General features: G+C 71.2%; 12 protein-coding genes and 1 pseudogene. 10 read left to right on the top strand and 3 right to left on the bottom strand.

Translation table 11 applies throughout. The features are described 5' to 3' along the window. Positions 1-310: 310 nt before the first annotated feature. The 4 genes from OG933_RS02445 (at position 311) to OG933_RS02430 (ending at position 6006) form a co-directional block, all read left to right on the top strand. Positions 311-1333, top strand: coding sequence for a LacI family DNA-binding transcriptional regulator (locus OG933_RS02445; protein WP_405625063.1), 1023 nt, complete (start codon positions 311-313; stop codon positions 1331-1333). Positions 1334-1726: 393 nt separating this feature from the next. Then, positions 1727-2860 (top strand): GH12 family glycosyl hydrolase domain-containing protein, encoded by a 1134-nt coding sequence (locus tag OG933_RS02440; protein ID WP_405625062.1) that lies wholly within the window; start codon positions 1727-1729, stop codon positions 2858-2860. A gap of 117 nt (positions 2861-2977) precedes the next feature. Further along, a complete protein-coding gene (locus tag OG933_RS02435) occupies positions 2978-5185 on the top strand; it encodes a glycoside hydrolase family 3 N-terminal domain-containing protein (protein ID WP_405625061.1) in 2208 nt (735 codons plus the stop codon). A gap of 227 nt (positions 5186-5412) precedes the next feature. Further along, a complete protein-coding gene (locus tag OG933_RS02430; protein WP_405625060.1) occupies positions 5413-6006 on the top strand; it encodes a VOC family protein in 594 nt (197 codons plus the stop codon). Positions 6007-6185: 179 nt separating this feature from the next. On the opposite strand, the gene OG933_RS02425 is transcribed toward OG933_RS02430, so the two are convergent. Then, positions 6186-7916 carry an acyltransferase gene (locus OG933_RS02425; protein WP_405625059.1) on the bottom strand — a complete coding sequence of 577 codons (1731 nt, stop codon included), beginning with the start codon at positions 7914-7916 and terminating at the stop codon, positions 6186-6188. Positions 7917-8113: 197 nt separating this feature from the next. Between OG933_RS02425 and OG933_RS02420 the strand changes: the two genes are divergently transcribed. From OG933_RS02420 to OG933_RS02410, 3 genes are all read left to right on the top strand, one after another. Further along, positions 8114-10519, top strand: a complete 2406-nt coding sequence (locus OG933_RS02420; RefSeq protein WP_405625058.1) for an Orn/Lys/Arg decarboxylase N-terminal domain-containing protein — start codon at positions 8114-8116, stop codon at positions 10517-10519. 321 nt (positions 10520-10840) lie between these two features. After that, positions 10841-12181, top strand: a complete 1341-nt coding sequence (locus OG933_RS02415; RefSeq protein ID WP_405625057.1) for a sensor histidine kinase — start codon at positions 10841-10843, stop codon at positions 12179-12181. A 40-nt stretch (positions 12182-12221) separates the two neighbouring features. Next, positions 12222-12899 (top strand): response regulator, encoded by a 678-nt coding sequence (locus OG933_RS02410; RefSeq protein ID WP_405625056.1) that lies wholly within the window; start codon positions 12222-12224, stop codon positions 12897-12899. 39 nt (positions 12900-12938) lie between these two features. On the opposite strand, the pseudogene OG933_RS02405 reads toward OG933_RS02410, so the two are convergent. After that, a pseudogene (locus OG933_RS02405) lies at positions 12939-13583 on the bottom strand (phosphatase PAP2 family protein); the annotation flags it as partial. Positions 13584-13988: 405 nt separating this feature from the next. Here OG933_RS02405 and OG933_RS02400 point away from each other — a divergent pair. From OG933_RS02400 to OG933_RS02390, 3 genes are all read left to right on the top strand, one after another. Further along, positions 13989-15485: an IMP dehydrogenase gene (locus OG933_RS02400; protein ID WP_405625055.1), complete on the top strand. Its 1497-nt coding sequence runs from the start codon at positions 13989-13991 to the stop codon at positions 15483-15485. 126 nt (positions 15486-15611) lie between these two features. Further along, positions 15612-16688: a hypothetical protein gene (locus tag OG933_RS02395; RefSeq protein ID WP_405625053.1), complete on the top strand. Its 1077-nt coding sequence runs from the start codon at positions 15612-15614 to the stop codon at positions 16686-16688. Between the two features lie 162 nt (positions 16689-16850). Further along, positions 16851-17660: a hypothetical protein gene (locus OG933_RS02390; RefSeq protein ID WP_405625051.1), complete on the top strand. Its 810-nt coding sequence runs from the start codon at positions 16851-16853 to the stop codon at positions 17658-17660. Between the two features lie 272 nt (positions 17661-17932). On the opposite strand, the gene OG933_RS02385 is transcribed toward OG933_RS02390, so the two are convergent. Beyond that, positions 17933-18544: a TetR/AcrR family transcriptional regulator gene (locus tag OG933_RS02385; protein WP_405625049.1), complete on the bottom strand. Its 612-nt coding sequence runs from the start codon at positions 18542-18544 to the stop codon at positions 17933-17935. Between the last annotated feature and the right edge of the window lie 65 nt (positions 18545-18609).

Raw genomic sequence — 18609 nt, 5'->3', positions numbered from 1 at the left:
GCGTGGCGCTCCTCGCAACGCTCATGCCACGGCTGGGTGTTGCGCTCGGAAGACGCCGACGGCGGCCGCACACGGGTTCGTAGGCCTCGGACCAGCCGGGTTGCGAACCCGTGCCTCGCCTCGCGCACCGTGCTTGACCTCCGCGATTTCATCGAGGACACCGCGCGGGGCGTACACGGATCCCCCTCTCCCGTGGTCCGCCACGCCTCGCGGCGTCCGGTTGCCCGTGGTTCGGCCATGCCGCCGGGGAAGTCTGTGTGCCGGGTTGGGTCGGGCCGTAGGATTTGGTGATCTCGTGGGGGAGGTGGTCATGGGCAGGCGACGTCCTGGGGGGCCGACGCTGGAGGAGGTGGCCGTCCGCGCGGGGGTGGGGCGGGGCACGGTGTCTCGCGTCATCAACAACGCGGCCGGTGTGAAGGCGTCGACGCGCCGGGCCGTGCAGCGTGCTGTCGAGGAGCTCGGGTACGTGCCCAATCTCGCCGCGCGGTCTCTGGCAGGGCGACGGGCCGATGCCGTGGCCCTGGTCCTGACGGAGCCGGACTGGAGGCAGTTCGCGGAGCCGTTCTTCTCCGAGATCGTCCGCTCGCTGGGGGATGCGCTGGCGGACACCGGGATGCAGTTGCTGCTGACCCTGGTCCGTTCGGATGCGGAGCGGCAGCGTTTCCTGGAGTACGCGCGGGGCGGCCGGGTCGACGGGGCGCTGCTGGTGTCCGTGCATGCCGGGGACCCGTTGCCGGACATGCTCGCCGAGGCGCGGTTGCCGACGGTGATGCTGGGACGCCGTTCGGGCGACGAGCACGTCAGCTACGTCGACGCGGACAACGTCGGCGGTGCCCGCAGCGCCGTCGCCCACCTGCTGAAACGGGGCCGCAGAGAGATCGCCACCATTACCGGGCCGCTCGACATGTACGTCGCCCAGTGCCGATTGCGCGGCTATCGGGAGGCCATGGCCACGGCCGGCCAGGGGGGCGAGCGGTCCTGGGTCGCGGAGAGCGACTTCACCCAGGAGAGCGGGCGCCGTGCCATGGCCGAACTCCTCGAACGGCATCCGGAGATCGACGGGGTCCTCGCCGCGTCCGACACCACGGCGGTGGGTGCTCTGCAGGCGCTGCGCGCGGCGGGACGGCGAGTGCCCGAGGACGTCGCCGTGATCGGTTTCGACGACTTTCCGCTGGCCGAGCAGACCGAGCCGCGGTTGACCACGGTCCGTCAGCCGCTGGAGGAGATCGGTCGGGCCATGATCCGGCTGCTCCTGGAGGAGATGGACGAGCCCGCCGTCGCCTGGCGCCACGTCATCCTCCGCACGGAACTGGTGGTCCGCGAGTCGTCCTGATCGCCCCTACTCGGTCGTGTCCTGACCGCCCCCGGCCGGTCGTCCTGACCACCGCGAGCCGTGCATTCTGCCCACGGCGGACGGTCGTCCTGCCCACGGCCGGTCGACCCGGAAGCACCCGCCCAGGAGGACGCTCCCGGCCGCGGGCACCTCGGGAGCGCTCCCAACAGGCGCGTGACGACAGACCGCACGCCCCCTCCGACCTGGCATCCTCGGAAACTCCGGCCAGGCATCCTCGAAGACTTTCGACGGGTTGCTGCCCACAGGCTTGTCAGGAACATGGAGCCTCCCTAGAGTCCCTGCCGAACCGAGGGAATGGGAGCGCTCCCATTGTCGTAGTCGTGGGAGCGCTCCCCGCACCTACTTCCCCCACTCCCTTCGGAGAGGATCCGCATGCGACCGTCACCGCACCATGCCCGCAGGGCGCGTGGCCTGTTCGGCGCCCTGCTCACCTCGCTCGTCTCGCTGGCCGCGCTGCTGACCACCGCTTCGGCGGCGCAGGCCGACACCACCATCTGTGAGCAGTTCGGGTCGACCACTATCCAGGGCCGCTACGTCGTCCAGAACAACCGCTGGGGCACCAGCGAGACACAGTGCATCAGCGTGAGCGACTCGGGATTCCGGATCACCCAGGCCGACGGCTCGGTCCCCACGAACGGCGCCCCGAAGTCCTACCCGTCCGTCTACAACGGCTGCCACTACACCAACTGCTCACCCGGAACCAACCTTCCCGCCCAGCTCAGCACCATCTCCAGCGCGCCCACCGCTATCTCCTACAGCTACGTCGGCAACGCGGCGTACGACGCCGCCTACGACATCTGGCTCGACCCCACGCCCCGCACCGACGGCGTCAACCGGACCGAGATCATGATCTGGTTCGACAGGGTCGGATCCGTGCAGCCCGTGGGCTCCGCGGTCGGCACGGCCACCGTGGCCGGGCGCCAGTGGCAGGTGTGGTCCGGCAACAACGGCTCCAACGACGTGCTGTCCTTCGTCGCACCGTCGGCGATCAGCAGCTGGAACTTCGACGTCATGGACTTCGCCCGGCAGGCCGTCTCCCGCGGACTGGCCCAGAACAACTGGTACCTGACCAGCGTCCAGGCGGGCTTCGAGCCCTGGCAGAACGGCGCCGGCCTCGCCGTGACCTCGTTCTCCTCCACGGTCAACACCGGCGGCGGCTCCGGTGACCCCGGCACGCCCGGTGGCTCCACCGCCTGCAAGGTGGCCTACACGACGAACGTCTGGCAGGGCGGTTTCACCGCCGACGTCACCGTCACCAACACCGCCACCTCCCCGGTCAACGGCTGGAAGCTCGGGTTCACCCTGCCCGCCGGACAGCAGATCACCAGCAGTTGGAGCGCCGGCGTCTCCCCGTCGTCCGGAGCGGTCACGGCGAGCAGCCTGGCCTACAACGCGCAGATCGCGCCCGGCGGCCAGGTGTCCTTCGGCTTCCAGGGCACCTACGGCGGCTCCTTCACCAAGCCCTCGGGCTTCAGCCTCAACGGCACCTCCTGCACCACCGCCTGACACCCGCGCTCATTCCGGGACCCGCCCGCCCACCGGCCCTCGCCGTGGAGCGGGCGGGCCCCGGCCCACGCACCGCGCCGCCCCCACCCTCCCGGCCCCCACCGGAAAGGCCCCACCATGCGCCTGCTGACCGACTGTCGCGGTCCGGCGACGGCCGCCCTGGCCCTGTGCGTCGCCGCCCTGACCCTCGTCGGACCGGCCGCCGCCGTCCCGGAACCCGCACCCCGCGCGTCCGCCGCCGGCCTTCCCTACCAGGACGCCTCCCTACCGGTCGCCGACCGCGTCGCCGACCTGATGTCACGTATGACGCTGGACGACAAGCTCGGCCAGATGACGCAGATCGAGAAGGACGCCCTCGTCCCGCAGTCCGACCTCGCCACCTACCGCATCGGGTCCGTGCTGTCCGGAGGCGACTCCACGGTCAGTCCCAACAATGCGCAGACCTGGGCAGACACCTACGACAGCATCCAGCGCACCGCTCTGACCACCCCGCTCGGCATTCCGATGATCTACGGGATCGACGCCGTGCACGGCCACAACGCGGTGCGCGGATCCACCCTCTTCCCGCACAACATCGGACTGGGCGCCACCCGTGACCCGGCCCTCGTCCAGCGCGTCGGACACGCGGTCGCCGAGGAGGTGTCCGGCACCGGCATCGACTGGGACTTCGCCCCCTGCCTGTGCGTGGCCCGCAACGACCGCTGGGGCCGTACGTACGAGTCGTACGGCGAGACAGCGGAACTGCCCTCCGCGATGACGACGTTCGTCAGCGGACTCCAGGGCGACACCCTGGGGGCCGGCCCCGCCTCGGTGCTCGCCACCGCCAAGCACTACCTCGGCGACGGCGGCACCACCGGCGGCGTGGACCAGGGCAACACCGAGCTGTCCGAGGCCGAGCTGCGGGCGATCCACCTGCCGCCGTTCAAGGAGGCCGTGCGCCGCGGCGTGGGGTCGGTGATGCTGTCGTACAGCAGCTGGAACGGCGTCAGGTCCCATGCGAACAGGCACCTGGTGACCGATGTCCTCAAGGGGGAGCTGGGATTCACCGGGTTCGTCGTCTCCGACTGGGCAGCCGTCGACCAGCTGGACGCGCAGAGCGGCTTCACCGGCGCCGAGATCAGCACGGCCGTCAACGCGGGCATCGACATGGTGATGGTCCCGCACGACTACAAGAAGTTCCTCATCCTGCTGCGCGGTGAGGTCACCGCGGGCCGCGTCGCGCAGTCCCGGATCGACGACGCCAACCGCCGCGTCCTGACGAAGAAGTTCCAACTCGGCCTCTTCGAAAGGCCGTTCACGGACCGGTCGTACACCGCCACGGTCGGCTCGGTCGCGCACCGGGACCTGGCCCGGCAGGCGGTACGCGAGTCCCAGGTGCTGGTGAAGAACGACGGCGGGATCCTGCCGTTGGCCAAGTCCGCGAAGCTCTTCGTCGCCGGCAAGTCCGCCGACGACATCGGCAACCAGAGCGGGGGCTGGACCGTGGGCTGGCAGGGCGGCAGCGGCCCCGTCACCGACGGCACCACCGTCCTGCGGGGCATCCGCGCCGCCGCCACCGACGCGTCCCGGGTCACCTACGACCGCTATGGCAACGGCATCGACGCGAGCTACGGCGCCGCTGTCGCCGTCGTCGGCGAGACACCGTACGCCGAAGGCAAGGGCGACCGGCCGAACGGCATGGGGCTGGACCAGGAGGATCTGCAGACCCTCGCCCGGCTGAAGGCGAGCGGGGTGCCGGTCGTGGTGGTGCTGGTCTCCGGCCGGCCGCTCGACATCTCCGCCCAGTTGCCCGACTGGAAGGCGCTTCTCGCCTCCTGGTTGCCCGGCACCGAGGGCGCCGGAGTCTCCGACGTCCTGTTCGGCGACTACGCCCCCACCGGCAAGCTGCCGGTGACCTGGATGAAGAGCGCCTCGCAGCAGCCCATCAACGAGGGCGACGGCAAGGCCGCGCTCTTCCCGTACGGGTACGGGCTGACGTACGACGCCAGGGATCCGGACCCCGACCCGGAGCCCACACCGACCCCGACGCAGGGCGCGTGCACCGCGCAGTTCCGTACCGTTTCCTCCTGGCAGGGCGGCTACCAGGCGGAGGTCACGGTCAAGAACACCGGCTCTGCCGCGCTGACGGGCTGGTCGGTGGCCTGGGATCCGGCGGGCTCGACCGTCACCAGCCTGTGGAACGGTTTGCTGACCACCGCTCAGGACCGGGCCACCGTGCGCAACGCGGCCTTCAACGGCTCCCTGCTCCCCGGCGCCACCACCTCGTTCGGCTTCACCGCGAACGGCACGGCGGGCACACCGGCCCCGCATTGCACGTCCGGCTGACCGCACGTCGGCCCGCCTGCGGGGAGCGCCGTCGCGTCGCGGTCGCAGACCGGAAGACCGTCACGGTGCCCCGGCAGGGCGGCCGACGAGCGACCGACAGCTCCCTGGTCAGCCGGTGACCCGGTGGGACCGGTCGGCGGTTCCGACCCGGGGCCCCGGCGCCGACGCCGAGAGCGATGGCGACCATGATGAGCCGCGACGGGTTTTCGACGGCTTGGGGGAGCGGGATGCTGACCGGGATCGTGATCGACGCGCTGGATGCCGGGCGTATGGACGGCTTCTGGCGGGACGCGACGCAGGGCCGTACCGGCGGCCTGCGGCTGCGGTTCGTGCCGACCGCGCAGCCGAAAGCGGCGCAGAAGAACCGACTCCACCTCGACCTGGCCGGGGGGCCGGACTGGGAGGTCGAGGTGGCGCGCCTGCTCGCCCTCGGTGCGACGCGGGTCGACATCGGACAGGGTGACGTCCCGTGGGACGTGCTGGCCGATCCGGAGGGCAACGAGTTCTGCGTGCTGCGTCCCGGTCACCCCGGAGTGCTCGCCGACTCCGGCCTCGTCGCGATCTGCCTCGACGTCGCCGAGGAGGACCGCCACGCCCAGCGGGCCTTCTGGGAGGCCCGGGCGGACTGGCGTGCGGTCGAGTCCCACCACTGGGGCGTCCGGCTGCGCCGGGAGCCCACCAGCACGGTCTCGCTGGTCATGGGGCCTCCCGCGGCGCCGAAGACGGGGCGGAACAGGCTGCGCCCGGAGGTCACCCGACGCGACGGGGAACCCGGCGAGTTCCCCGACGCCGGCGGAAACGAGTTCCACGTCACGTGCTGACCCGGGTGCCGCCGCTGGCCGGCGCCTGTGGGAACCGACCCTTTCGGAGCGCGTCGCGCGGTACGTGCTGAGGCCGGTGTCGCCCGGCGTGACGTTCAGGCGAGGACCGTGGGCCGCCCTTACAGCGCGCACGCGGGGAACGGACCCTCACGTACAGAGCGCCCGCGGGGAACTGACCCTCACGACAGGCCGTGGTGGGGCGTCGTGAACATGGGGGAGCGGGCCGGCTCGGGGCGGTGCACACCCCGCGGCCGGTATCCCAGCCGATCCGCCAACCCCACCAGATCGGCCAGCAGCCAGATGATGGCCAACCACATCTCGGTGCCTTGCAGCCCCGGCTCCCGGCCGGGACCCGAGCCGCCCTCTCCCGCCGGACCGAAGCCGAAACCCGCCCCGTCACGCCAATGCCCCAGCGCCTGCATCAACTGCTCCTCGGCCCACGCCCGCACCTCGTCGTCTCGTTGGCGGCTCTGGCGTCCCGCGAGCCACAGCGGATGTGCCACGTCCAGGACGTTGCACGCGTTCTGACGGCCCGCCGCGAACCAGCGCGGATCGCGCGCATGAGCCAGCACGGTGTCCACCACCCGCTCCGCGTACGGCACAGGAAGCCCGAACTGGGCGAACGAGCCACGGGTCAGCCGGTAGTAGCCGTTGACCAGTTGGAGTCGGCCGTCGGCCGGCGACGGTGCCGCACCCCACATTCCCGTCCACGGATCCACCCGCGTCCCCAGCCAGCCGAACAGCGCCTCCAGCGCGCCCGGTTCACCGCACGCCTCACCCCGCGACTCATGATTGCGATATGCGCCGGTCGCCCAGCAGTCCACCCACGCGCCCGCCGACCAGGCCCGAGTCCGCCACGGCAACGCCTCCAGCCGGGCCACCAGTTGACCGGCCGTCATGCGGTCGACGACATGCACCGGGTGGGCGAACCGGGAGCCCAGCAACTCCAGCGCACAGCCCACCGAGAGCACGTGGTACTCGGCCGCGCCGTCCTCGATCCACCCGTCGCGGGCCGGTGCGGGGAGCGCTCCGGGCCCGCCTCCAGGAGCGAGCTCGGGCACCAGCCCGCTCACCGGATCCTGCAGCACACGCAGCCGCTCGGCGTGCTCGGCCGCGGCCATCTGCCCGGGGGGTGCGCCCAGCAGCAGATCGGCGATCTCCACAGCGTCACAGTGCGCCCGCACCGTCGGTGAAACGCCCGGTCGGTCGCTGTAGCGGCCGGTGTTGTCGTTCCAGCAACGGGCCAGGACATCGGCGGTCTGCGCCCGGGCCCGCTCGGCGAACTCGGCCACGGCATCGCCCAGGCCGGCCTCCGGCGGGACGGCTCCCGGTCCGCCGTGCCCGCGGCGATCACGCAGCGGCCGGGCCGGGTTGCCGGCGGCGATCGTCCACGGCGCCAAATCCCTGGTGACGACGGCCCCCGCCCCCACCACACAGTGGTCGCCGATCGTCACCCCGTCCAGGACGACGACATGCGAGCCGATCCACACGTCATCCCCGATGACGACACCCTCGCTCGTCAGCGGCTGCCGGTGCACGGGCCGGTCCGGCGCGAAACCGTGGTTGAAGCCGAGCAGGGAAGCGTGCGCGCCGACACGCACCCCGTCCCCGAGCGTCACGCGCCCCCGCACCGTCGCGTACGGGTTGACCGAGCAGTCCCGCCCGGCCCGCACCTCACCCGTGACATAGGCGTACCCCGCGATGTAGGAATCGGCGCCCAGACACAGAACATCAGCGAACACGGCGGCGGCCGAGGAGACAAAACATCGGGGTCCAAGACTCGCCCCGGCTTCGACCAGCGTCTCCTGGTGCGTGGCCTGAGCCGCTCGCTGCGCGGAAGAGGCCCTGGGTACGAAGTCCCAGGGACAGTAGTCGAAATAGGAGTCCTCGACGCCGCCTTCTTGATCCACGCCCGTCAGCTTAGATAGCGCTTACTGGCCGGGCAATCCTCCTCAGTCGCACGCACCGGAGCGATCCACGGCCGGAGGGTAAAGCCCGAGCCCACCGGTTCCGTCCTGCGGGCGGTTTACGGCTGTGCGGCTGCGGCCTCGCCCGGTCCCCTCGGAAACTGGCCCGGAACGCGGCACTGGCCGCCGGAAGGGGTCTCATGGCGGACAGCAGGATCTTGGTCGCGGTACGGGAACGTCCACGGGACGAGGGCGCCGGCGCCGAGCAGTTGGCGCGCATCGGTGAGGCCATCGAGTCGCGGGGATTCGACCTCCGATGGGCGGCAGGCGTCGCGGACGCCGAGGCGGTGCTGCGGACGGAGGCGGGGCTTACCGCGGCACTCGTCGCCTGGGAACTACCGGGCGGCGGGAGCGCGGACGGCGAGCCCGGCGGCGCCGCCGTGCTGCGCTCCATCGGGCGCCGCTTCCAGGACCTTCCGGTGTTCCTGGTCATGGCCGACGACGGTGTACGGGACCTGCCGCTGTGGGTGTCGGAGTCGGTCGTCGGCTACGTGTGGCCGCTGGAGGACACGCCCGGGTTCATCGCGGGCCGGATCACCACCGCCGCGCGCACCTACCAGGACGCCGTTCTGCCGCCCTTCTTCCGGGCGCTGCGCCGCTTCGACGACGCGCACGAGTACTCCTGGCACACCCCGGCCCACTCCGGCGGTGTCGCGTTGCTGAAGTCGCCCGCGGGCCGGGCCTTCCACGACTACTTCGGGGAACGCCTGTTGCGCAGTGACCTGTCGATCTCCGTGGGGGAACTCGGCTCGCTCTTCGAGCACACCGGCCCGATCGGCGAGGCGGAGCGCAACGCCGCCCGGGTCTTCGGCGCCGGCCTCACGTACTTCGTGCTGCACGGCGATTCCACCTGCAACCGCGTGGTCGGCCACTTCAGCGTCACCCGCGACGAGATCGCGCTGGTGGACCGCAACTGCCACAAGTCGGTGCTGCACGGGCTGGTCGTCTCCGGCGCCCGTCCCGTCTACCTGATCCCCACCCGCAACGGTTACGGCCTGGCGGGGCCGCTGCCCCCGGCGGAACTCGCGGCGGACTCCGTCGCGGCCCGGATCGCCGCGAACCCGCTGACCCGGGACGCGGTCTCGCCCCACCCCCAGTACGCCGTCTTCACCAACTCCACCTACGACGGCCTGTGTTACGACGCCCCGGCGGCGGCGCAGGCGCTCGCCACGAGTACGCCCCGGCTGCACTTCGACGAGGCATGGTTCGCGTACGCCCGCTTCCACCCGCTCTACGCGGGCCGGTACGGCATGTCGGTGGACGAGGTCACCTTTCCCGGTCCGGACCGGCCGACGGTTTTCGCCACCCAGTCCACCCACAAACTGCTGGCCGCGCTCTCGCAGAGCGCCATGATCCACGTCAAGCCCGCCCCCCGGGCGCCCGTCGGGCACGACCGGTTCAACGAGGCGCTGATGATGCACGGCACCACCTCCCCGCTCTATCCGATGATCGCCTCGCTCGACGTCGCGACGGCGATGATGGACGGGCCGCAGGGCCGCTGGCTGATCGACGAGGCCGTGACCGAGGCGGTCCGGTTCCGCCAGGAGATGGTCCGCATCGGGCGCCGTATCGAGGAGGCCGGCGACCGACCCCCATGGTTCTTCGGCGTATGGCAACCCGAGACGGTCACCGACCCGAGTACCGGCACCCGGGTGCCGTTCGAGGAGGCTCCGGCCGAATTGCTGCGCACGGAGCCGGCCTGCTGGCACCTCGAACCCGGAGCCGCCTGGCACGGTTTCCCGGGGCTGGCCGACGGCTACTGCATGCTCGACCCGATCAAGGTCACCCTGACCTGCCCGGGCATCGACGCGACCGGTACGACCGGCGAGTGGGGCATCCCGGCACGCGTGCTCACCGCGTATCTGGCCACCCGTCACATCGTCGTGGAGAAGACGGACAGCTATACGACGCTCGTCCTGTTCTCCATGGGCATCACCAAGGGCAAGTGGGGCACTCTCCTCGACGCCCTGATGGACTTCAAGGCCCTCTACGACCAGGACGCCTCCCTCGACCGGGCCCTGCCCGCACTGGTCGCCGAGCATCCCAGGCGATACGCCGGCCGTACCCTGCGCGAGCTGTGCCAGGACATGCACGACCACCTGCGCTCTGTCCGTCTCGTCGAGCTGCTGGACGCTGCCTTCCAGCAGTTGCCGGAACCGGTCGCTCCACCACAGTTGTGCTATCAGCGCCTGATCCGTGGCGGCACCCACCGCGTACGGTTGACGGAGGCGCCGGGCCAGGTGGCCGCCGCCATGATCACCGTCACTCCGCCCGGCATTCCCGTCCTGATGCCCGGCGAGAACGTCGGCGCACCCGACGGCCCGCTGCTGCGATACCTCTCCGCCCTCGAATCCTTCGACCGCCGTTTCCCCGGATTCCGCAGCGAGACCCACGGCGTGACTCTCGACCCCGACACCGGCGACTACCTCATCGAATGCCTGCGCCCGGCGGCCGACGAGGAACCGAGCGCCGACGCCCGGGAACCCCGTACCGTGACACCGGCCCAACGCAGCCACCCGGAGGAATCCCACGTCGAGGGCAGGTAGACCGGCCGGGCTCGGCTCCTGAGGCCGTCGTATAGCAGGCCGTCGTCCAGCAGGCCGTCGTCCAGCAAGCCGACGGGATGACCGAAGGCCGTTCGCACAAGCGGTCTTCCGGGCGTCGGCCACCGGCGCAGACGGGACTTTCGGCAGTGTCGGACGGCTCCCGATGTCCGTACCGTCCCTTCCGTGGACAGCATGGTGATCAACAGTGGAACTCCGACTGCGACTACGACTGCGACTGCGACCGGGACGGCCGATCGCCGGCGGGCTCTTGATCCAGGGGGTCTTCTGACAGCGGGCGCGCTGACGGCCGCCGGGCTGAGCATGGTGAACCTCTGGTGGGTTGTCCCGGCTGTCGTCGCCGCGTTCCTGGCCGGACGGCGGCCTGGACGGACGGCGCCGACCGCGCTCGCTCTGGTCGGGCTGCTCTCGGCCGGCGTGGTGGCACTGTCCGTCGTGCCTGCCTGGCTGCCGCTGGCCGGCCGGTTCGTGGCAGTCGTGGTGGTCGCCACGATGGTGCCCTGGTTCGCGGGCCGGTTCTGGTGCCACTCTCAGCAGCTCGTCCAGGCCGGTTGGGAGCGCGCCGGGCAACTGCAACGCGAGCAGGAGCTGGTCGCCGAGCAGGCCAGGCTGCGCGAGCGGGCGCGCATCGCGCAGGACATGCATGACGTACTGGGCCATGACCTCAGCCTGATCGCCCTGTCGGCGGGCGCCCTGAAGCTCGCACCGGACCTTGCGGAGCATCATCGAAGGGCCGCGGGTGACATCAGGGCCAGGGCGGCGGCCGCGGTGGAGCGCCTCGGCGAGGTGATCGGTGTCCTGCGCGAGGAGTTCGGTGAGGCGCCGACGGACCCTGACGGCGCCGGACTTGCGGGCCTGATCGCGCAGGCCTCCGTGGCCGGGCTCGCCGTGGAGTTCCGCGCCGACGGCAAGGCCGACGACCTGCCACCGGTGGTCGAGCGGGCGGTTCATCGGGTCGTGCAGGAAGCGCTGACCAACGTGGCCAAGCACGCGCCCGGCGCGACGGCGACCGTCCAAGTGAGGCATGTGGCAACGGAGTCGGAAGTCCTCGTGGAGAACGGCCCGCCCCTGCCCGCGCTCAACCTGCCGCCCCGGCCCCGGAGCGGGGGGCATGGCCTCAGCGGTCTCGAAGAACGCGTGCGGTTGGCCGGGGGTTCGTTCGACCATGGTCCGCGCGACGGGGGCTTCGCGGTCACCGCACGCATCCCGCACGCGCCTTCGGCACCGCCGTCACGGCTCCTCGCGCCCGTGGCCTCCCGGGCAGGCGACGAGTTGCCGCCAGAACATCGCCGTGCTCGGCGCCGCGTCGGCCGGGCCCTGGTGGCTGCGGTCATGGTGCCCCTGGTGACCGGAGCGGCGCTGAGCGGAGCGCTCATGGGGTGGGAGATGCTGTCGGCGTCCCGAGCGGTCCTGGAACCTGGTGACTTCGCCCGCCTGCGAGTGGGGCAAGATCGTTCCGAGGTGGAGCGTTTCCTGCCGGACCGGCAGACGAACCACCGACCGCTGACGCCCGAGCCGACAGGAGGCACAACGTGCGAGTACTACGCGATAACGGCCGACCGGTTCGACGACCGGTCCGGCGACGCGTACCGGCTCTGCTTCCGGGACGGCATCCTGGTGTCCCGCGACACGCTCACCCCGTGAACGCTGGTGCCCCGCGACACGCTCACCCCGTGAAGACCCGATGATCCGGGTGCTGATCGCCGACGACGAGCCGATGATCCGGGCGGGAGTACGCGCCGTTCTCGCCTCGGATCCGGGTATCGAGGTCGTCGCCGAGGCCTGTGACGGGCGCGAGGCCGTGGAACTGGTCCGGCGTCACCGCCCCACGGTGGCTGTGCTGGACATCCGTATGCCGGGGATGAACGGTATCGACGCGGCAGCGGAGATCCGCGGCACCGCGCCCGGCACGGGCGTCGTCATGCTGACGACGTTCGGCGAGGACGACTACATCCTGCGGGCACTCGGTGGTGGCGCGGCCGGCTTCCTGATCAAGTCGGGCGAACCCGAGGAACTGATCACGGGGGTCCGGGCGGTGGCCGACGGCGCCGCCTACCTGTCACCGAAGGTCGCGGCCCGCGTCGTCGCGCACCTCGCCGCTACCGGCGCGGGCGCTCTGGCCGGTCGGCGCTCCGTGGCCCGCGCCCGAGTCGACTCCCTCACCACCCGGGAACGGGAGGTACTGGCCTTCCTCGGCGGGGGGTTGTCCAACGGGCAGATCGCCCGGCGGTTGCATGTGGTGGAAGGGACGGTGAAGGCCCATGTGAGTTCCATCCTGGCGAGGCTCGGCGTGGACAACCGGGCCGCTGCCGCGGTCGTCGCCCACGAGGCCGGGATCGTTCCTCCGCCCTCCCGGTCGTGATACCAGCCGCTGAGCCGGCGGCGCGAACGTGAGCAGCACGGCCACCACCATCGTGGCGCCGAGGATCGCGCCGGCGAGCACATCGTGCGGGTAGTGCACCCCTGTCGACACGCGCAGCAGCGCGGTGGCCCCGGCCAGCGGCAGCGTGACTGCGGCAAGGCGCGGCCGCAGCACGGCCAGGCCGACGGCCATCCCGGCGGCGAGGGTGGCGTGGTTGCTCGGGAAGGACCAGTCGCCCGCGCCGGGGCACTCCGCGACGAGGTCGGTGGCCCCCGTGCGCAGCGCGCGGCAAGGCCGCTCCTCGTCCACCACCAGCTTCACCGCTTCGCTCACCGCGTAGGCCGCGACGGTGCCGAGACCGGTCAACACGGACTCGACGACCCCTCGCAGGTCTTTGCGGCGGACTGCTGTCCACCACGTCCAGGCCAGCATCACGGCGAGAACCACCAGAGTGCCCTCGGTGGCCACTTCCAGCAGCGAGCCCAGCCACGACGGCGCAGCCGCCACCGTCCGGGTCACCGACCGGTACGCGGACGCCGACGCTCCTCCGGTGACCTGGACGGCACCGGCTTCGCCCAGCCCACCCGGGGAAAGCCAGACGACCGCTCCCGCCCCCACACCCAGGACGCCCGTGGCACCGAGCAGCCGACCAGCTGTGATCTTCTCTTGTGGTTCCTGTTCCATGGGGCCCGAACGTAGAAGCGGGGACAGCCAGGAACCCGAGCCGAACGGCAACAGCGGCCCCTGACGATCGTCAGGGTTGACGGCTACGGAAACCCCCGGCAGTGAGCCCGACCGTCGTCTGCGCTGCGACCGCCGTGGCCACGGCCGGGTCGCAGCGGCACTCACCCGGGCGAAGCGGAGCGGTGTCCTGTGCGGCTCGGACACGATTCGTGCCGAGGCCGGCCGATCGATAGGGTGCCAGGTCACGACCGCACCCGTTCGATCCACGGGCCGGTCAGGGCTCTGCCGCGGTCCGTGGCACCTCCACGGCTGCCTTGCCGACCCCTGCCTGCCCGGGCCCTGGAACGCGGGGGCGATCTTCACGGCGGGGCAGCCGGGCCCCGGCCGACGGGTCAGGAGGAACGAGTGGCACAAATCATCGCCGAGGTCTCACGGACGTTCAACGAGTTTCTGCTCCTGCCCAACCGGACCCGAACGGACTGCTCGCCCGCGACGGTCGAGCTGCGCACGGCCCTCGTGCGGCACATCGTGGGCGAGCGGTCGGCGATCGAGCTGCACGCCCCGTTCACGTCCGCGATCATGCAGGCCGTCAGCACACCGGAACTCGCGATCGCGCTCGCTCGCAACGGCGGTCTGAGCTTCCTGCACCACAACCAGTCGATCCAGGACCAGGTCGCGGCGGTCCGTCAGGTGAAGAACTTCAAGGCCGGATTCGTCACCAGCGATACGAACGTGCGGCCCGACGACAGCCTGGGTCTCCTGGTCGACGTCATGCGCCGCACAGGTCACAGCACCGCCGCGGTCACCCACGACGGGACCGCGACCGGACGCCTGCTCGGCCTGGTGACCTCCCGCGACTTCCACCCGCAACGCCACGACCTGGCCGAACCGGTCAGCGAGCGGATGACCGCCATCGGCGACTTGCCCCACGCCGGGCCTGACGCCACGCTTTCCGAGGCCAACGCCCGGCTGTGGGACGAACGGCTGGACTGCCTCCCCGTGCTGGACGGCGAGGGCAACCTGCAGTACCTGGTGTTCCGGTCCGACTACACCGACAACAAGCGGTTCCCGAACCAGGTCGTGGACGCCGCCAAGCGCCTGCGCGTCGGCGCGGGCGTCAACACGCACGACTACCAGGAGCGCATCCCGGCCCTGGTGGAGGCGGGCGCGGACGCGTTGTGCTTCGACTCGTCCGACGGCTACAGCGACTGGCAGGCACAGGCCCTGACCTGGGTGAAGAAGCACTATCCCGAGATCCCCGTCGGCGGCGGCAACGTGGTCGACGGTGAGGCGTTCACCTTCCTCGCCGAGGCGGGGGCGGACTTCGTCAAGGTCGGTGTGGGCGGCGGTTCCATCTGCATCACTCGCGACCAGAAGGGCATCGGCCGCGGTCAGGCCAGCGCTGTGCTGGACGTCGCGAGGGCCCGAGACGCCTTCCGCGAGCGCACCGGCGAGTATGTGCCGATCTGCTCCGACGGCGGTCTGGTCCACGACTACCACGTGGCGCTGGCGCTGGCGATGGGGGCCGACTTCGTCATGATGGGGCGCTACTTCGCGCGCTTCGATCAAGCGGCCGGCGCGAAACTGCCCACCCGCGACGGCTTCGTGAAGGAGTACTGGGGTGAGGGCTCGAACCGGGCCCGTAACTGGCAGCGCTACGGTCAGGGCGGCCAGGGGCTGGTCTTCGAGGAAGGCGTGGACGGCTACGTCCCCTACGCGGGCGACCTCGACGAAGGGCTCGCCCTGACCGTCGCCAAGCTCAGGACCACGATGGTCTCCTGTGGTTCCGCCACCCTGCCGGAGTTCCGGTCCACGGCGCGGCTGACGCTCGTCTCCGACCAGAGCTTCCAGGAGAGCCACGCCAGCGTCACCCTGCGAGACACCCCGACGACGGTCGCCTGACAAGCCGCCCGGTCCGTCGAGGACCACTGACCGGAGGGGACCGGCGTACGGCCGGGACAACCCCTTCCCGCCGGTGGAGGTCTTGGTCCGGTGACGCCGCGCCGACCTGGGGCCTAAGGTGTGCCGGTGATCTTCAAGAGGAAGCGGGAGGCTACGAGCTTCACCGCCATCGTGACCGAGCTGGAGGGAGCGGTGGCCGCTCGCGACGGCGACCGCACCGGGCCTGCCTTCACCGCCGTGATGCACGGTGTGCAGTCGGCGTCGGACGCCGAATGCCGCCTGGCAGGGCCCCGGTTGGCGGCGCTGCTCCCGGCCTTCCCGCCCACCGGCCCGCGGCCGATGCTGGCGATGGCGGCCGGCTTCTGCGTCGAGCGCGGGGCCGATCCGGTGGCCTGCGCCGAGCCGATCCTCGGCGGTGTCCAGCAGGACCTGCTCGACGCCCTGGAGTTCGCCCGCCGTTGGACCGCCACCGGCGCGGCCGAGGACGAACTGCCGGAGCCGGACGAGAAGATCATCGACGACGCACTGACGGCCCGCCTCGGCGGCGAGGTGTACGAGGCCACGCGGCTGGCGCTGGCCTGGTGCTCGATCGAGGAGTGGCAGCCGCCCGCGCTGGCCGTGCTGTGCCGCAGCGCCGAGGTGCGCCGCAGGCACGCCTCGGCGATCCTCCCCGCCTGCCGTGACCTGGCGGCCCTGGAGCGGCACGACCTCAAGTGCCTGGCCTACGCGCTGGCGGTTCTGGAAGAGCACCTTGTCGTGCTGCACAGGCCCACCGGGGCCGGTTTCGAGGTACGCATCGGCGGCATCGGGGACAACTTCCAGTTGCACACGCTGCTTGCCCACGTCCTCGTCGGCGGCGGCCACGTACCCGGCACCGCCCCGTCGGCGGAGAGCGTCCGCCTGGCCACGGACCCCGAGCCCGCCCAGGGACGCACCCCGACCATCGCGACCGGTGCCTTCGAACTCCTCGCGCCGAACGGAGAGCGGATCTGGAACGAGGGGCTGCCCGACGACATCCCCGTGGTGGAGGGACGCCGCCTGCTCGTGCTCGACGAACCGATGTACCAGCGCAGTTGGAACGCCGACCGGTTCTTCCCGCATCTTCCCGGCTCGGCCGAACTGACCCGCGTCCTGACCGCGGACGAGACGCGTACCTGGTTCGCCCACACGTCGCCCGGCAACGAAATCCGCCGGCCTTCCTGACTCGTGGGACTGGGTGGGGCGGGTGGGACCGGTCCGTCACGGCTGCGGGCCGGCGGCGGGTGGGGCCGGCGAGAAGCCGGAGCGGGCCCGAGGCTGCGGTGAGGCTGCGGTGGGCCAGGCCCGGTGCGCCCCTTGTCAGTGCCGCGCGCTTCACTGTCCGTCATGCTGCTCACCCAATGGATGCTCAACGACCTGCTGAACCGGCTCACCGCCCCGAGCGGGTCTCTGTACCTGCCTCCTGACATCGACCCGCATACGCTCGTGGAGTCGCTGGCCGACCGTCACGGGGCCCCACGCACCCTCGTCCTGGAGGGCTTCACGGACCCGACGGTGGACGATTCCTGCGGCGCGGTTCTCCTCGACCTTCTCGAAGGCCGAGGCGTGACGATACGGGCATGGGCGTACGGGGATCAGTGGATCGGCGCCGGGACCGCGCGGGACGCGGAAGGCGTCGTCCGGCCGGTGCTGGCGACCGCGCCACGGCGGACGAAGGCGCCAAGGGCGGAGGCACTCGTGGTGATGCCCGGAGGCGGGGACGAGGACTGGGTCGAGCGGCTCATCGGCATCACCGGCTGGACCCTGCCCCCTCAGCGGCCGGACGTCGACTGGGGGCAGACCGAGGCGCGCCTGGGCACGCGTCTGCCCGGCGACTACAAACGCATGGTGGAGACGTTCGGTGAGGGCGCCTTCGACGCATACCTCGCGCTGAACCAGGAGCCCTGGACCGACCTCAGGGAGGACGGTCTGCTCGTCTGGGCGGGCACCGAGCACGAGGACCTGTACTGCTGGCGGATGGACGACGGCGACCCCGACCGCTGGCACGTCGCCGTCCAGACCTTCGACGGCAAGGTCGTGCCCTTCGACTGCTCGGTCGCGGAGTTCGTGTGCCGCATCCTCCTCGACCCGCACCACCCGTTCACGATGGCTCACTACTTCGACACCCACTGGTTCATGAACTACCGGGCGAGTTAGTGACCGCACCCCTCCGCCGGCAGCGCCCGTCGCGTGGTTCGCGGTGCCCTGGCATGCCACCGGTCGAACGACACGTCAAACGGATCGGCCAAGAACGCGAGAAGCTCGAACCTCAACAACACGGGTTCAACGGCGCACCGCGTCATCCCACCCGTCGGGTGCCGCCGGGGACGAGAACCGGGCTGCGGCGGAGGAGCCGGAACTGGCCCACCCAAGGGAATTCGGCGCGTTCACGCTCTTTCGTCGTCGCGTAGAGGGACGCACGGCGGTCGCTAGGCAGGTGGCCAGCTCTGCAGGGCCATGTCGGCCACCTGCTGGAGTTGGTCGCGGCTGGTGCCGCTCGCGGCCTGGACGGCGATGCCGTTTGCCACGGTCATGAGGTAGCGGGCGAGTAGCTCGGGATCGCTGCCGGGGGGCAGGACGTCGCCGTCGTCGACGGCTTGCCGGAACCGGTCGCGGAGCAGGGAGGTGTGCTCGTTGCGCCAGGTGACGAGGGCGTCGCGGGCATGGGTTCCCGGGGCGCCGGCGGCGAGGGATCCTTGGACGCCGAGGCACCCGGTGGGGCAGTCGGGGCGGGTGGTGGCGCGGACGGAGCCGTTGAGGAACGCGGTGGCCACCTGCCGGGCGGTCGGTTCTTCCAGGGCCCGCGCCCCGTACGAGGCGGGGCCTTCGGTGTAGCGCTCCAGGGCCTTGCGGAACAGGGCCTCCTTATTGCCGAAGGCCGCGTACATGCTGGTGCGGGTGATGCCCATGGCGTTGGTCAGGTCGGTGAGGCCGGCGCCTTCGTAGCCCTGTTCCCAGAAGACCCGCATGGCCTGTTCGAGCGCCTCGTCGGCGTCGAAACCTCTCGGCCGGCCGATCGATGCCTTCTGCCGCGTCTCCATGCGGCCCATCGTACCTCTTCCGTACTGATCGGTGCGGATGTGCTACGGTCCATTTCAGTACCGAT

The organism is Streptomyces sp. NBC_00016, assembly GCF_045040885.1.
GTDB lineage: Bacteria > Actinomycetota > Actinomycetes > Streptomycetales > Streptomycetaceae > Streptomyces > Streptomyces coriariae.
The sequence above is the reverse complement of the archived record's forward strand: the minus strand, read 5'-3'. Positions and strand labels throughout refer to the sequence as shown.

Excerpts from the sequence above, each read along its gene's own strand:
- OG933_RS02445 (WP_405625063.1), top strand. The coding sequence starts at position 311 with ATGGGCAGGCGACGTCCTGGGGGGCCGACGCTGGAGGAGGTGGCCGTC.
- OG933_RS02420 (WP_405625058.1), top strand. The coding sequence starts at position 8,114 with ATGGCGGACAGCAGGATCTTGGTCGCGGTACGGGAACGTCCACGGGAC.
- OG933_RS02385 (WP_405625049.1), bottom strand. The coding sequence starts at position 18,544 with ATGGAGACGCGGCAGAAGGCATCGATCGGCCGGCCGAGAGGTTTCGAC.
- OG933_RS02390 (WP_405625051.1), top strand. The coding sequence starts at position 16,851 with ATGCTGCTCACCCAATGGATGCTCAACGACCTGCTGAACCGGCTCACC.
- OG933_RS02435 (WP_405625061.1), top strand. The coding sequence starts at position 2,978 with ATGCGCCTGCTGACCGACTGTCGCGGTCCGGCGACGGCCGCCCTGGCC.
- OG933_RS02440 (WP_405625062.1), top strand. The coding sequence starts at position 1,727 with ATGCGACCGTCACCGCACCATGCCCGCAGGGCGCGTGGCCTGTTCGGC.
- OG933_RS02415 (WP_405625057.1), top strand. The coding sequence starts at position 10,841 with ATGGTGAACCTCTGGTGGGTTGTCCCGGCTGTCGTCGCCGCGTTCCTG.
- OG933_RS02410 (WP_405625056.1), top strand. The coding sequence starts at position 12,222 with ATGATCCGGGTGCTGATCGCCGACGACGAGCCGATGATCCGGGCGGGA.
- OG933_RS02430 (WP_405625060.1), top strand. The coding sequence starts at position 5,413 with ATGCTGACCGGGATCGTGATCGACGCGCTGGATGCCGGGCGTATGGAC.